The 13,414-nt window shown below is 67.6% G+C and carries 12 protein-coding genes; 3 read left to right on the forward strand and 9 right to left on the reverse strand.

What is annotated here, in order from left to right; all coding sequences use genetic code 11:
• Nucleotides 1–329: 329 nt before the first annotated feature.
• On the forward strand, nt 330–959 hold the full coding sequence (locus tag ML539_RS09960) for a YqiA/YcfP family alpha/beta fold hydrolase (RefSeq protein WP_243323080.1): 630 nt from the start codon (nt 330–332) through the stop codon (nt 957–959).
• Here the strand turns inward: ML539_RS09960 and ML539_RS09965 are convergent.
• On the reverse strand, nt 956–1,861 hold the full coding sequence (locus tag ML539_RS09965; protein WP_243323083.1) for a LysR family transcriptional regulator: 906 nt from the start codon (nt 1,859–1,861) through the stop codon (nt 956–958). The two genes, ML539_RS09960 and ML539_RS09965, sit on opposite strands and share 4 nt — an antisense overlap.
• A gap of 86 nt (nt 1,862–1,947) precedes the next feature.
• On the opposite strand from ML539_RS09965, the gene ML539_RS09970 reads away from it, so the two are divergent.
• Both ML539_RS09970 and ML539_RS09975 read left to right on the forward strand, forming a co-directional pair.
• Nucleotides 1,948–3,462: an aldehyde dehydrogenase family protein gene (locus ML539_RS09970; RefSeq protein WP_243323085.1), complete on the forward strand. Its 1,515-nt coding sequence runs from the start codon at nt 1,948–1,950 to the stop codon at nt 3,460–3,462.
• 155 nt (nt 3,463–3,617) lie between these two features.
• Nucleotides 3,618–5,306 (forward strand): HAMP domain-containing sensor histidine kinase, encoded by a 1,689-nt coding sequence (locus ML539_RS09975; protein WP_243323087.1) that lies wholly within the window; start codon nt 3,618–3,620, stop codon nt 5,304–5,306.
• 1 nt (nt 5,307) lies between these two features.
• Here the strand turns inward: ML539_RS09975 and thiS are convergent, their stop codons facing one another.
• The 8 genes from thiS to ML539_RS10015 all read right to left on the reverse strand — a co-directional run bounded on the left by thiS (nt 5,308) and on the right by ML539_RS10015 (nt 13,357).
• On the reverse strand, nt 5,308–5,505 hold the full coding sequence (gene thiS, locus ML539_RS09980; protein ID WP_243323089.1) for a sulfur carrier protein ThiS: 198 nt from the start codon (nt 5,503–5,505) through the stop codon (nt 5,308–5,310).
• Between the two features lie 62 nt (nt 5,506–5,567).
• Nucleotides 5,568–7,700, reverse strand: coding sequence for an aldehyde ferredoxin oxidoreductase C-terminal domain-containing protein (locus tag ML539_RS09985; protein ID WP_347710758.1), 2,133 nt, complete (start codon nt 7,698–7,700; stop codon nt 5,568–5,570).
• Nucleotides 7,701–7,806: 106 nt separating this feature from the next.
• Entirely contained in the window at nt 7,807–8,229 is a 423-nt protein-coding gene (locus tag ML539_RS09990) for a 4Fe-4S binding protein (protein ID WP_243323093.1), read from the reverse strand.
• Nucleotides 8,230–8,339: 110 nt separating this feature from the next.
• Nucleotides 8,340–9,458: an ABC transporter ATP-binding protein gene (locus ML539_RS09995; protein ID WP_243323100.1), complete on the reverse strand. Its 1,119-nt coding sequence runs from the start codon at nt 9,456–9,458 to the stop codon at nt 8,340–8,342.
• Nucleotides 9,455–10,153 (reverse strand): ABC transporter permease, encoded by a 699-nt coding sequence (locus tag ML539_RS10000; RefSeq protein WP_243323101.1) that lies wholly within the window; start codon nt 10,151–10,153, stop codon nt 9,455–9,457. The genes ML539_RS09995 and ML539_RS10000 overlap by 4 nt, the downstream gene beginning before the upstream one ends.
• 9 nt (nt 10,154–10,162) lie before the next feature.
• Nucleotides 10,163–11,794: an L-glutamate gamma-semialdehyde dehydrogenase gene (gene pruA / locus ML539_RS10005; RefSeq protein ID WP_243323103.1), complete on the reverse strand. Its 1,632-nt coding sequence runs from the start codon at nt 11,792–11,794 to the stop codon at nt 10,163–10,165.
• Between the two features lie 23 nt (nt 11,795–11,817).
• Nucleotides 11,818–12,651: a substrate-binding domain-containing protein gene (locus ML539_RS10010; RefSeq protein WP_243323106.1), complete on the reverse strand. Its 834-nt coding sequence runs from the start codon at nt 12,649–12,651 to the stop codon at nt 11,818–11,820.
• 346 nt (nt 12,652–12,997) lie between these two features.
• Complete coding sequence (locus ML539_RS10015; RefSeq protein WP_243323109.1) at nt 12,998–13,357, reverse strand: LysR family transcriptional regulator; 360 nt, start codon at nt 13,355–13,357, stop codon at nt 12,998–13,000.
• Between the last annotated feature and the right edge of the window lie 57 nt (nt 13,358–13,414).

A 13,414-nucleotide genomic window follows, 5' to 3' on the forward strand; every position in this document is an offset into this window, starting at 1 on the left:
CGTCTTCACCATCCGACCGAAGCATCGCGGAGGGAGGATAGGGCCGCATCGGCACAGCCGATGGCGGGGGCAAAGCCCCGAGGGCCGGAGGCCCGAGCCAGGACGGCGAAGGGGCTGAAGGACCAGATGTAACCGACCGCCGGGTGACGGAGAACGAGCCAGTGGCGCGTTCGGAGTCGGGACCCGGCGAGGAGGTTATGCCACAGACACAGAAGGCCGCCGCAAGGCGGCCTTCTTCTTGATGAAGAGCCCTTCTGCTGCCAGCGAAGCAGGCAGCCCTGCGCCAAACCGCATCGCGGTTTGGCGCCCTCCGAGCGCATGATCAGGTGATGGACCTGATCTACCTCCACGGTTTCTCCTCCGCCCCCAACGGGAACAAGGGGCGCTTCACGCGGATGTGGGCGGAGTCCCACGGGATTGCCTTCCATGCGCCGGACCTGAACCTGCCAACCTTTGAAGCCCTCACGGTCACGGCCCAGGTGGAGGCCGTGGAAGCGCTGGTGCGGAGCCTTCCCGAACCGCCGGTGCTGGTGGGGAGCTCCCTGGGCGGGTTCGTCGCCACGGCGGTGGCGCACCGGGGCAGCCCGCTGCGGTCCCTGCTCCTCCTGGCTCCGGCCATCGGCTTCGCCTCGCGCCGCATGACGCATCCCGCTTGGGCCGCCTACCGGGAGCGCGGGGAGATGGTGGTCTTCCATCACGGCGAGGGACGACCCCTGCGGCTGGGTCCGGACCTGCTCCGGGACCTCCCGCGCTGGCAGGGCGATGAGGCTTGGCGCATTCCCGTGCCCACGGTGATTCTGCACGGCCGGGCGGACGAATCCGTCCTTCTGATGGAGAGCGAAGCCTATGCGGCGCGGAACCCGGGCGCCGTCCTCCACATCCTCGAGGATGATCACGGGCTGCTGGCCCCGCCATCACTGGCCTGCCTGGAAGCGGCACTGGATGGGGCCTTCCACTAGGATCCGAACTCCGCCGGGCTCAGCCCCTGCAGGTAGCGCGTGAGCAGCTTCTGCTTCTCCTGGCTGGCCTTCACCTTCTTCTGGTAGATGGAGAAGCGGTCCTCGGCGGGCCGGATGGCGGGGAAGAGGGCCACGAGGTCGCCCCGCTCCAGCTCCTCCAGCACGCTGTAGCGCGGCACCAGCAGCGCGCCCATGCCTTCCGCCGCCGCGTGGATCATGGCGCGGATGTGGTCGATGGCGATGAACCGCTCCAGCTGGGGCTGGTCCCGGCCGGGGACGGCCATGAGAAAGCGGTTCCACCAGGTTCCGGCCTTGTCGAGGGACAGCACCGGGCACCGCCCCAGGTCGCCGGGGACCCGGATGCGATGCGCCTTGCGGAACGCAGGGGCACAGGCCACCACGTAGGTCTCCCGGAAGAGGGGGGTCTTCTTCAGGGATGGCAGCAGGTGCTCCAGGCAATCGATGATCAGGTCGAGGTCGTCGCGCAGGAGGGGCGCCAGCAGGTCGTGGCTGAGGGTGAAGTCGATCTCCAGATCCGGGTTTGCGGCCAGGAAGGGCTGCATGTGGCGCATGAGGATGCTGCTGCCGAACTCCACGGTGGCGCCCACGCGCAGCCGCCCCTTCGACAGGCTCTGGTGGCGGCGCAGGTCCTCCGAGGCGGCGTCCAGGGTCGCGAAGACCTGCTCGCAGGCCTGGTAGAGCCGGCGGCCCTCCTCGGTCAGGCCCAGGCTGCGCCCCCGGCGTTCCAGGAGGCGGACGCCAGCCAGTTCCTCCAGCCTGGCCATGGCATGGCTGACGGCGGACTGGGTGCGGTTCAGGCGGCGGGCACAGGCCGTGAAGCTGCCGGTCTGGGCCAGGGTGAAGAAGGTCCGGAGCTGGGGGAGATCCAGGAGGGCGTCCATGCATGAATAGTACTCATGAACAGGTTGAATCGAATGAATCACATCATTGACACAAAAAGCGATATGAATGGATGCAGAGGTGGACCATGCAGCAGACCCTGGCATCCCTGGGCCTTTCGAACCTGAATCCCGGCGGCTTCGCGGGCGAGTGGGCGGGAAGTGGAAAGGCCCAGGCCGTGGTGTCCCCCATCGACGGCGCGAAGCTGGCGGATGTGGCCAATGTGACGCCCGCGGAGTTCGAGGCCATCCTGGCCCGCAGCCATGCGGCCTTCGCCTCCTGGAAGCTGGTGCCCGCGCCCAAGCGGGGCGAGGTGGTGCGGGCCCTGGGCGACGAGCTGCGGAAGCACAAGGAGGCCCTGGGCATGCTCGTGAGCCTCGAGATGGGCAAGGCCCTGCGCGAGGGCCTGGGCGAGGTCCAGGAGATGATCGACATCTGCGACTTCGCCGTGGGCCTCTCCCGCCAGCTCTACGGCCTCACCATGCCCAGCGAGCGACGACAGCACCGCCTGCAGGAGCAGTGGCATCCCCTGGGCGTGGTGGGCGTCATCACGGCCTTCAACTTCCCCGTGGCGGTGTGGAGCTGGAACACGGCCCTGGCCCTGGTCTGCGGCGACACCGTGCTGTGGAAGCCCTCCTCCAAGACGCCCCTCACGGCCATCGCCTGCACGAAGATCGCCGAGAAAGTGCTGCGCGACTTCGGCTACGACCCGGCCATCTGCAGCCTGGTGATCGGCAAGGGCAGCGAGATCGGCGACCTCATCAACACCGACCCGCGCGTGGCCCTGGTCTCCTACACGGGTTCGGTCCCTGGCGGCCGCCACGTGGGCAAGCTGGTTCAGGAACGCTTCGGGCGCCACATCCTGGAGCTGGGGGGCAACGGCGCCGTGATCGTCAGCGAGAAGGGCGACCTCGAGATCGCGCTGCGCTCCATCTACTTCGGCGCCATCGGCACCTCCGGGCAGCGCTGCACCTCCACCCGCCGCGTCATCGTCCACGAGTCCGTCTACCCGGCCTTCCGCGACCGCCTGGTGGACCTCTACCGCAAGACGCCCATCGGCGATCCCCGCAAGGACGGGAACCTCATGGGCCCCCTGGTGGACAGAGCCGCCGTGGAGACCATGCTCGCGGCCATCGGGACCGTGAAGGCCCAGGGCGGGAAGGTCCTCTTCGGTGGCGAGAAGCTGCCGAACGCCGGTGGCTGCTACATCACGCCCTGCCTCGCCGAGGTTCCAGGCAACCTGCCCATCGTGAAGGAGGAGACCTTCGCGCCGGTGCTCTACCTCATGACCTACCGGACCATCGAGGAGGCCATCGCCCTCCAGAACGGCGTGTCCCAGGGCCTCTCCAGCGCCATCATCACCAACGATCAGCGCGAGAGCGAGCTGTTCCTGTCTGCGGCCGGCAGCGATTGCGGCCTGGCCAACGTGAACACGGGCACCAGCGGGGCGGAGATCGGCGGGGCCTTCGGCGGCGAGAAGGAGACCGGCGGCGGCCGCGAGAGCGGTTCCGACGCATGGAAGGCCTACATGCGCCGCCAGACCAGCGCCATCAACTTCAGCGGCCAGGTGGAACTGGCCCAGGGCATCACCCTGGAACTCTGAATCCGCCGGCCGGCTTTCAGCAGGGCCATTCCAGGGGCACTCGGGTAGACTCTAGGCAGAATTAACCGTGAGGCTGACCAGTGCCCGGGCCAACCCCCCGTCTCCATCCGTCTGACCCAGCGGCGGCTCCTGTCTCCGCCAGGGGCGGCGGCGGGTTGGCCCGGGCGGCCCGGGGAGCCCTGGTCGCGACCTGGCTCGGCGTCACGCTGGCGCACTTGGCCCTCCCGGCGGCCCAGCGCATCCAGGTATGGCCCCTGGGCTATCTGCTCCTCGAGATCCTGGCCTTCCTGAGTCTGAGCCACCGGGCCTGGCGGGCCCCCTCGGGGGAGCGGATGGCCTGGCTGCTGCTGGCCGTGTCCGCCTTCTTCGAGGTGCCCAGCCTCCTCCTCACCTTCAGCAGCCACGGGCAGGCGGTGCCGGAGATCATCTTCCTGGTCAGCCTCCTGAGCCTGGCCACAGGCATCCTGGCCTTGGCGGGCGTCCTGAGCTTCCCGAAGGAGCCGGGGCCGGGCAGCCTGTTCCGCAGGCGGGCACTGGACAGCCTCATCTTCGCCACGTCCCTTCTCTTCCTGCTCCTCGCGATGGGCGTGCAAGGCTCCCTGCGCGCCTCGAGCCAGGGCATGGGACTGCGGGTCCTGGCGGCCTACCTCAACGCGGCCCTCCTCGGGGGCGGCCTGGTCTTCATGACCTCCTACCATCCCGGTCTCATCCGGGGTCCCCTCGGATGGCTGTCCGCCTCGGCCCTGGCTTGGCTCTCGGCACTGTCCTGCTGGGCCCTGGCAGGCCTGCCTTCCGTCACGTCGCCCCACGCCTGGATCGCCTTGGCAGGAGGAATCCCGTTCTTTCAGGGCCTTGCGGCCTGGTCCCCGCAACCCGAGGTGTCGCGGGCCTCGCGGGCGACCGACGGGAAGCGGTTGGTGCGGCTGTTCCCCTACCTGCCGGTCCTCGCGGCCATTCTCGTCCTGGCCGCCCTCTTGCCCCGGGGGCCGCTGGAGTTGATGCGCGGCGCCATCGGCGCCTTCCTGCTCATGGTCGCCCTCCTGCTCCTGCGCCAGTTCCTGGCCATCCTGGACCTCCGGGCCGCCCGACGGACGCTGGAGGAGCGGGTCCAGCACCGGACGGAGGCCCTCGAGCATGCCCAGGAGGCCCTGCTGAGGACGGAGCGCATGAACACGCTGGCCCTCATGGGCGCCGGGCTGGCCCACGATCTGAACAACCTCCTGAGCGTCCTGAAGAGCTCCGCGGAGCTGGCCCTCATGAACCTGGAGGAAGGCCGGCCCGTAGGTTCGGAGGACCTCCAGAGAATGACCTCCGCCGCCAGCCGCGCCGCCACCCTGACCAGCCGGCTCATGCGGTTCGTGAGCCGCGAGTCCGAGGACCTGGCCCCCGTGGATCTGGGCCAGGAGTTGCGGGACATGGAGGCGACACTGCGCCTCCTCATTCCCCGGACGGTGGAGTTGTGCATCGATGTGGCTCCTGCCGAGGCCCTGATCGTGCAGAGTTCCAGGCTTCGGCTCGAGCAGATGCTGGTGAACCTGGTGGCCAATGCCCGGGATGCCATGCCCGAGGGCGGAAAGCTTGCCATCCGCGCGGGGGCCGACGGGCCGGAGGCGGCCATGGCGCGGATCGACGTGGTCGATTCCGGGATCGGCATGCCTCCGGAGATTCTCGACCGCATCTTCGATCCCTTCTTCACCACCAAGGCCCCCGGCAAAGGCACCGGGCTGGGCCTGCCCTCCCTCAAGGCGCTGGTGGAGGAAGGCGAGGGCCGCATGGAGGTGGCCAGCGAACCGGGGAAGGGCTCCCGGTTCACCATCTTCCTTCCGCGGCTGAACGCTCTCTGAATCAGCCGCCGCTGATGAGGTGGATGACCTTCACCACGGCCCCGTCCGGGACCGTGGTGGTGTCGTAGTCGGCCTTCGCGACCAGGACGTCGTCCACGTGGATGACGAGCATGGGGAAGCGGTAGTTCCGCGCCTTGAGGATGTCCCGCACGGTCATGCCCTCTTGCCATGCCAGCGGCTCTTCATTGACCAGGATCATGCAGGGGCCTTCCTTGGCATTGTCCATCCTGAAGTCATCGGCCGCGGTTGCGGCCGATGACTTCAGGAGAGGTGCTGCTTGACCACATCCACCACTTCCGGGAAGGCGTCGAGGCCCAGCTCCTTCAGGCGCGCCAGGGTGGGCACGCCGTTGGATGTCCAGCCGCGGCGGGCGTAGACGCTGTCCATGAGCTTGGAGAAGCGGTCCGTGCGCCACTGGCGGTGCAGGGCCATCTTCTCCTCCGTGGACTTGCCGGCGGGATCCAGGCCCATCTCCTTGATGATCTGCTGGTCGTAGCGCTCGGCGCGGGACTCGTACTCCTCCTTCGTCACCGGGCCCAGGGAGCGGTAGGGCGCAGCGTCGTGCTCGCGCAGGCCCTTGCCCATGCGGATGTTGAACACGCGCTGGAAGTTGTAGACCTTGGCGGACTGGATGATCAGCTCCTCCTTGTCGATCTTCACGCCCGTGGTGGCACTGAAGAGGTCCACGTAGTTCTGCACGTGCTCGGGCACCTTGTGGGCTTCCGGTTGCTGGGCATTGTCCGCGGGCACCACGTCGTTCCAGGGCAGCTTGCAGAAGCCGTTGAGGCCGAACCAGGTGCGGAACAGGGGGAAGTAGTAGAGGGCTTCCGCCTTGTCCTCGAAGGTGGGGATCTGCTTGTTCACCATGTCCATGAAGATCAGCCAGGCCTCGTCGTGCTGGGGGCCCTTGTTGGTGAGCGCGTAGCCGCCCTGTTGGGCCAGGGACTCCTTCGACATGTACTGGGAGTACTCGAGGCCCTTGTTCTCCATGCCGATGTCGTTGATGAGCTGCGGATCCCCCCAGCCCTGTTTGATGAAGTACTCCTTCATCTTCTTCACGCCCATGCCGGCGATCATGCCGAAGCCCTCGCCGCGGGCCATCTGGTGCATCATCTCCAGGTCGGCCTCGGCGTTGCCCCAGGTCATCTCCAGGCCGCCCGTGCGTTCCTTGTTGAGGATGCCGCGCTGGTAGCACTCCATCACGAAGGCCGTGAGGGTGCCCCAGGTGATGGTGCAGATGCCGTAGGTGTCGCAGTAGAAGTTCAGCTCCAGCAGGTAGTCGGGGTCGAAGACGCCGCAGTTGGAGCCCAGGCCTGCCGCGTTCTCGTACTCGGGTCCGTCCACCGTGACCATGTCGCCCCGGTAGGGACCGGTCTTCAGCACCAGGCCGTCGGCGCCCTTGGCGCAGGCCATGGAGCACCCGTACCAGCAGCCGTCCACCGTGGCCTGGGTGCAGCGCTGCTGCCAGTAGGCGGAGTCGATCTTGTGCACATCCGGGTGCGACCCGTACTGGAAGTTGTGGACGGGCAGCAGGTCGTAGGCGTCCATGATCTCGACGATGTGGGCGGTGCCGTTGCGGCGCATCATGCACTGGCCGCCGTCGTTCTCGCGGATCTCCTTGTGGTACTTGATGCCGGTATTGGCGATGGTTTCGGGGTCCACGGGGTGGTTGAGGTCGCCCGCAACCTTGGGCCCGCGCACCACCAGGGCGCGGATGCGCTTGTCCCGGAACACGGTGCCGATGCCGCCCCGGCCCGCCTGCTTAAAGCGCACGCACTTGCGGCGGCGGTCGTAGAAGGAGAAGTTCAGCATGCCGATGAGGCTGTGGGCCGCGGCGGCGCCGCTGGAGACCACCGAGACATTCGGCAGGTCCTTCTCGTTCTCCGCGTACATGTGCGTGAGCAACTCGGCCAGCACGTGGCTGTCCTCGGGCCCGCCCTCGACTTCCTCGATGCGGATGATTCCCTTCACGCCATCCACGAAGAGGATGACGTCCTTGTCGGCCTTGCCCTGGAGCTCCAGGGCGTCGAAGCCCGAGAACTTCAGCAGGGGGCCGTAGAACCCGCCCACGTTGGAGTCGATGGGGATGTCCGTCTGGGGCGAGAGGCTCACCACCAGGGACTTGCCGGTGCCCGCGTACTGGGTCATGCCGGCCACGGGCCCGGGGCTGATGACGATCTCGTTCTCGGGATCGTTCCAGCGGGTGGTGGGCTTCACGGCGTTCCACAGGTGGTAGAGGCCGAAGCCGCGGCCGCCGATGAAGACATCCTTCATCTGCTGGGTGACGGGCTTCTCCGTGACCTCGAGACTGCCCACGTTCACGTAGAGCGTGCGGTTCGTGTAGCCCTTGTCCGGCAGGCTGGGCTGGAAGGGCACCTCCTTGAGGGTGCGCATCCCGGCGCGGAGGGCCTCGAGCTGGCCGAGGTACTCTGTGCGCTTCGTGTAGTCGATGTCCATCACCTTGCTGGGATCGAAGACGAGCTGGCTCATGGGGACTCCTTCAGATGATCCGGACGGCCGGCTCGGGGACGTCTTGAATGGAGAGGGCCCCGTGGGGGCAGACCTTCACGCAGACGCCGCAGGAGGTGCACTTGTGGGGGACGATCCAGTCCGGGTTGCGCATGAAGGCGTCCTTCTCGCAGAAGCCGATGCACATGTAGCAGCCCACGCAGAGCTGCTTGTCGATCATCACCACGCCCAGCTTGTTGCGCTTGAGGGCCTCGGAGGGGCAGACCACCACGCAGTCGCCGCACTGGTCGCAGAGGACGGCCTTGCCTCCGCCGTCCTCGTAGGCCTTGATCTGGAGGGCGGCCTGGGCGGGGTCGTCCACCTTGAAGACCTTGATGGCGCACTCCATCTCGCATTCGTGGTTGCAGTTGCGACCTGCGTCGCACTTCTGGAAATCGATCACCAGCTGTTTCATGGCTCGGAGGCCTCCGGGTACGGACCTTTGACGACACGCCAATCGGGAGCGGTCGAAACCACCCCAGATGCGAGGCTAGTCCGGGTCCGGACCCCCGGCAATGGACGCGGTCACACTTCGGAGTCGAGACCCTCCCGCCGGATGAGGTGGGCTGCCGTGGCCTTGAAGGAGGCGACGATGGCGCCGCCAGGCTCAAGCCCCAGTTCTGCCAGGGATTGCGCGGTCACGTAGGCCGCCAGGAAGAACCCGCAATCCAGCTCCACCTTGAAGAAGGGTCCCCTGGGAACGACCTTCGTGACGGTCCCCGGGAAGGCGTTCCGGGCGCTGCTGGATTTGTCGGTCTGTAAAGACAGCGCCACATGCTCAGGGCGGATGCCCACCAGGATCGTCTGGCCGGGTCGCGCCTCGCCCACGGCCAGGACCTCGTGCCCGTCTCCGCCCTTGCCGAGGCGCAGGGTGAGGAGACCCTCGCCGCTGGATGCAACCTGGCCCTTGAGCAGGGTCTCCATGCCCACGAAGGCGGCCACGAAGGGGTCCTCCGGGTGGTTCATGACCTCCCGCAAACCCCCGGTCTGGAGGATGCGCCCATCCTTCATCACGGCCAGGCGGTGCCCAAGGCGCGCGGCCTCGCCCTGATCGTGGGTGGAAACCACGGCGGTGCTGCCGGTTTCCGCCAGGATGCGGCCCAGGTCGTCCAGCAGCGCCTCGCGCGTGGGGGCGTCCAGGGCCCCGAAGGGCTCGTCCAGGAAGAGGATCTCCGGCCCCAGGACGAAGGCCCGGGCCAGGGCCGTGCGCTGGGCCTCGCCGCCGGAGAGCTGCCGGGCAGGACGCGCCAGGAGGTGGCCTACGCCCAGGCGCTGGGCCCAGGCGCGCACGGCGGACTCACGCAGGGCGGCGGGGACCCCCCGGAGCTTGAGACCGGCGGCGATGTTCTGGGCCACGGTGGCGTCGAAGAGCAGGGGATCCTGGAAGACCATGGTCATGCGGCGCCGGTAGGCCTCACGCTCCGGCCGCCCGGCCAGCTCCGTGCCCTTGAAGCGGAGGTTCCCCCCGGAGAGGGGCAGCAGGCCCGCCAGGGCCAGCATCAGCGTGCTCTTGCCCGCGCCGTTGGGGCCCATGAGGGCCAGCACCTCGCCGGCGCGGAGGTCCAGGGCGGGCACGTCGAGGACCTGAGTTCCGGCCCGATGGAGCGTTAGGCTCCGCGCCTCCAGGACGGTCGGGCGGCTCATCGGGGGCGGTTCCGCTGCTGGAGGTGCGTGAGCACGGCGTTCACCGTGAAGGCCAGCACGAGCAGGAGGATGCTGAGAGCGAAGGCCACCTCGAAGTTGCCCTTGCTGGTCTCCATGACCGTGGCGGTGGTGAGTACCCGCGTCTGGCCCTTGATGTTGCCGCCCACCATGATGGAGGCCCCCACCTCGGAGATGACGCCGCCAAAGCCCGCCATGACGGCGGCCAACAGGGGCAGGCGGGCCTCCTTCAGCAGCAGCCACACCATCTGGGGCCGGGAGGCGCCCAGGGCCAGGATCTGCAGCCGCAGGCCCGGCGGCAGGTGCTGGAGGGCCGAGAGGCTGATGCCGGCGATGATGGGCGAGGCGATGACGGCCTGGGCCAGGATCATGGCCGTGGGGGTGTAGAGGATCTCCAGGAAGCCGAAGGGCCCGCTGCGCCACAGCAGCACGGTGACGAAGAGGCCCACCACCACCGGCGGCAGGCCCATGCCCGTGTTCAGCAGGGCGATGACGAGCCGCTTGCCGGGGAATTCGTTCAGGGCCACGGGGATGGCGATGCCCAGGCCGATCACCAGGCTGATGAGGGTGGCCAGCCCGGAGACCTCAAGGGAGAGCAGGGTGATCCGGAGGACCTCGGGATCCAGCGTGAGCAGCAGCTCCAGCGCCTTCCGAAGGCCCTCCCAGATCAGGTCCACAGCACTCCTTTATTCGGCTTCGAGGAAGGGGAACCTGATGTCCCGGGGCGGCGTGAAGCTCTCCTTGATGGTGCGCGGAGAGGTCCAGCGGATCAAGTTGAGGAAGCTGCCGGCCTTGTCGTTGGTGCCTGAGGCCCGGGCGCCGCCGAAGGGCTGGTGGCCCACCACGGCGCCGGTGGGCTTGTCGTTGATGTAGAAGTTGCCGGCGGTGTTGGCCAGCACCTCGGTGAGGTGGTTGATCACGTAGCGGTCGCGGGCGAAGATGGCGCCGGTCAGCGCGTAGGGCGAGGTCTCGTCCAGCACCTTCAGGGTCTCGTCCAGCTTCGCGTCGTCGTAGACGTAGAGGGTGACCACCGGCGCGAAGATCTCCTCCTGCATGGTCACGAACTTGGGGTCCGTGGTGACGATGATGGTGGGCTCCACGAACCAGCCCTTGGACTTGTCGCCCTTGCCGCCCACGAGGATCTCGGCATCCTTGGAGGCCTTCGCCAGCTCGATGTACTTCATGGCGTTGTCGAAGGAGGCCTCGTCGATGACGGCGTTGAAGAAGTTGCGGAAGTCGCGCACGTCGCCCATGCGGATCTCGCCCATCAGCTCCACCAGTCGCGCCTTCAGCTCGGCCCAGCGCGAGGCCGGCGCGTAGACGCGGGAGCAGGCCGAGCACTTCTGGCCCTGGTACTCGAAGCCCGCGCGCACGATGGCGGCGGCGGTCTCGTCCACGTCGCCGGAGGCGTGCATGAAGACGTAGTCCTTGCCGCCGGTCTCGCCCACCAGGCGGGGGTAGATGCGGTAGCGGCCGAGGTTGTCGCTGATGGTCTTCCACATGCCGTTGAAGACTCCCGTGGAGCCCGTGAAGTGCAGGCCCGCGAAGTTGGGGTCCTCCAGGGCGATCTTGCCGATCATGGAGCCGCGGCCGGGGATGAAGTTGATGACACCATCCGGCAGGCCGGCTTCCTTGTAGAGCTGCATGAGGTAGTAGTTCGACACCACAGAGGTGGAGGCGGGCTTCCAGACCACGGTGTTGCCCATGATGGCCGGGGCCGTGGGCAGGTTGGCGGCGATGGCCGTGAAGTTGAAGGGCGTCACGGCGAAGACGAAACCCTCCAGGGCGCGGTAGTGGACGCGGTTCCACACGTGAGGGTCGGAGATCGGCTGCTGCTTGTAGATCTCCTCCATGAACTTCGCGTTGTAGCGGAAGAAGTCCGCGGTCTCGCAGGTGCTGTCGATCTCCGCCTGGTAGGCGCTCTTGGACTGGCCCAGCATGGTGGCGGCGTTGAGGATGTAGCGGTACTTCGACGAGATGAGGCTGGCCACCTTGTGGAAGATGGCGGCGCGGTCCTCCCAGGGTGTGGCTTCCCAGTCCTTCTTGGCTGCCAGGGCGGCGTCGATGGCCATGCGGACCTCGGCTTCCCCCGCCTCGTGGTAGGTGGCCAGCACGTGCTGGTGGTCGTGGGGGCAGACGGCCTTCTGCGTCTTCCCGGTGCGCACTTCCTTCCCGCCGATGATGAGCGGGATGTCCAGCACCTGGGCGACCTGGCGCTCCAGCTCGGCCTTCAGGAGGGCGCGCTCCTTCGAGCCGGGTGCGTAGGGGAGGATGGGCTCATTGTGGGAGTCAGGCAGGCTGAAGATGGCGTTGGACATGGGGTTTCCTCCGTCCGGCGCGCCTATTCCGGCTTGCCGGCATCAGGGAAGAATAGCGGTGATCCAAAGGTGCCGATTCCGAATTCTTTGATCAGAGTCTGCACATCTTTCGACACCAGGAAGTCAGCAAAGGCGCGGGCTCCGGGGGTATTCACCTTGGGATGCCGCGCCGGATTGACCTCGATGACATGGTAGACATTCAGGAGGGCGGCATCGCCTTCGCTGAGGATCTCCAGCCCCAGTTTTTTGTGCAGGGCCAGGTAGGTGCCGCGGTCTGACAAAGTGTAAGCCCGCTTTTCGGAGGCCACGGCGAGGGTCTGGCCCATGCCGAGGCCGGTCTGCTGGTACCAGGCGCCCTCGGGCTTGAGGCCCGCCGCAGCCCAGAGCTTCTTCTCCTGGGCGTGGGTACCGGAGTTGTCGCCCCGGGAGATGAACAAGGCGTGGCCCGCTGCGATGGCCTGGAAGGCCGCCGCGGCGCCCTTCCCGCGCAGGTGGGCCGGGTCCGTGGCGGGGCCCAGGAGGATGAAGTCGTTGTGCATGACGATGCGGCGGTTCGCGCCGGAGCCTTCGGCCATGAGGGCCTTCTCCGCGTCCGGCGAATGCACCAGCAGCACGTCCGCCTCGCCCTTCTTCCCCATGGCGATGGCCTGGCCCGAGCCCACGGCGATGGTCTTCACCACGTAGCCCGTCTGCTTCGCGAAGCGGGGAATCAGCTCATCCAGCAGGCCCGAATCCTGGGTGCTGGTGGTCGTGGCGAGGATGACCGCCTTCGTGGCGGGCTGTCCCGCGTGCAGGCCCGCGCAGGCGAGGGACGCCGCGAGCAGCCAGGTCCAGCCGAGGAATCGCGGGATCCGCATGGGGGCCTCCGTCCAATGTGTTCGAAAGGATACAACGAAATGTCCGACTCCAGTGGATTTCCCGCCAGAAAAGAAGAACGCGAATGGCGCGAAAACGCCCTTCGGGCGCGCGAAGGGCGCGAATGGAACTCGACCCACCGCGGACATCCCTTCACGGGCGGCGGCCATGGCGGCCCATGAAAACCGCCCGGAGCCGCCGCCCGTGAAGCAGGCCGCGCAATGCGCGACCTGGGGCCGAAGGCCCGGATGTCCTGTACCGAAACGCCAGTGTTCGATTTCGCGGTCTTCGCTTCTTCCTTCGCGGTCTTCGCGTTCTTCTTTTCGGCTGTGTCCCTCGGTGGAAGGCTCAGTCCAGCAGCCGCTTCCGGAAAGCCCGCACGTCGCCGGCGATGGCCTCGGCGGCCTTGGCCTGGATCTCCCGGAACCGGGTCAGGGCCTCCCGGCCGGTGGGGGTGAGGACCGCCCCGCCACCCCGGTGGCCCCCCTTGGCCGCAGCCACCACGGGCGCGTGGAAGCACTGGTTCATCTCGTCCACCAGCAGCCAGGCCTTGCGGTAGCTCATCTCCAGGTGCCGGGCCGCCGCGGAGATGGAGCCCGTCTGTCCGATGGCCTCCAGCAGATCCGCCTTGCCCTGGCCGATGGCGATGTCGGTGCCGTAGGCGATGCGGATGCGGATGGAGGCGGCTGGGGAGGTGGGCTTGGCCATGGGTACCTCGGGGCGCCCCCATTTCAGCACGGGCGGGAAGGGAATCTGCTAGAAGGG

This window comes from Geothrix sp. SG200 (assembly GCF_022808935.1).
In the GTDB taxonomy this organism is placed as follows: domain Bacteria; phylum Acidobacteriota; class Holophagae; order Holophagales; family Holophagaceae; genus Geothrix; species Geothrix alkalitolerans.

Bases quoted from the DNA above. Each gene is read 5' to 3' on its own strand.
- ML539_RS09985 (WP_347710758.1), bottom strand. From the start codon at position 7,700: ATGCGCACCCTCAAGGAGGTGCCCTTCCAGCCCAGCCTGCCGGACAAG.
- ML539_RS09960 (WP_243323080.1), top strand. From the start codon at position 330: ATGGACCTGATCTACCTCCACGGTTTCTCCTCCGCCCCCAACGGGAAC.
- ML539_RS09965 (WP_243323083.1), bottom strand. From the start codon at position 1,861: ATGGACGCCCTCCTGGATCTCCCCCAGCTCCGGACCTTCTTCACCCTG.
- ML539_RS10015 (WP_243323109.1), bottom strand. From the start codon at position 13,357: ATGGCCAAGCCCACCTCCCCAGCCGCCTCCATCCGCATCCGCATCGCC.
- ML539_RS09995 (WP_243323100.1), bottom strand. From the start codon at position 9,458: ATGAGCCGCCCGACCGTCCTGGAGGCGCGGAGCCTAACGCTCCATCGG.
- pruA (WP_243323103.1), bottom strand. From the start codon at position 11,794: ATGTCCAACGCCATCTTCAGCCTGCCTGACTCCCACAATGAGCCCATC.
- ML539_RS09990 (WP_243323093.1), bottom strand. From the start codon at position 8,229: ATGAAACAGCTGGTGATCGATTTCCAGAAGTGCGACGCAGGTCGCAAC.
- ML539_RS09970 (WP_243323085.1), top strand. From the start codon at position 1,948: ATGCAGCAGACCCTGGCATCCCTGGGCCTTTCGAACCTGAATCCCGGC.
- thiS (WP_243323089.1), bottom strand. From the start codon at position 5,505: ATGATCCTGGTCAATGAAGAGCCGCTGGCATGGCAAGAGGGCATGACC.
- ML539_RS10010 (WP_243323106.1), bottom strand. From the start codon at position 12,651: ATGCGGATCCCGCGATTCCTCGGCTGGACCTGGCTGCTCGCGGCGTCC.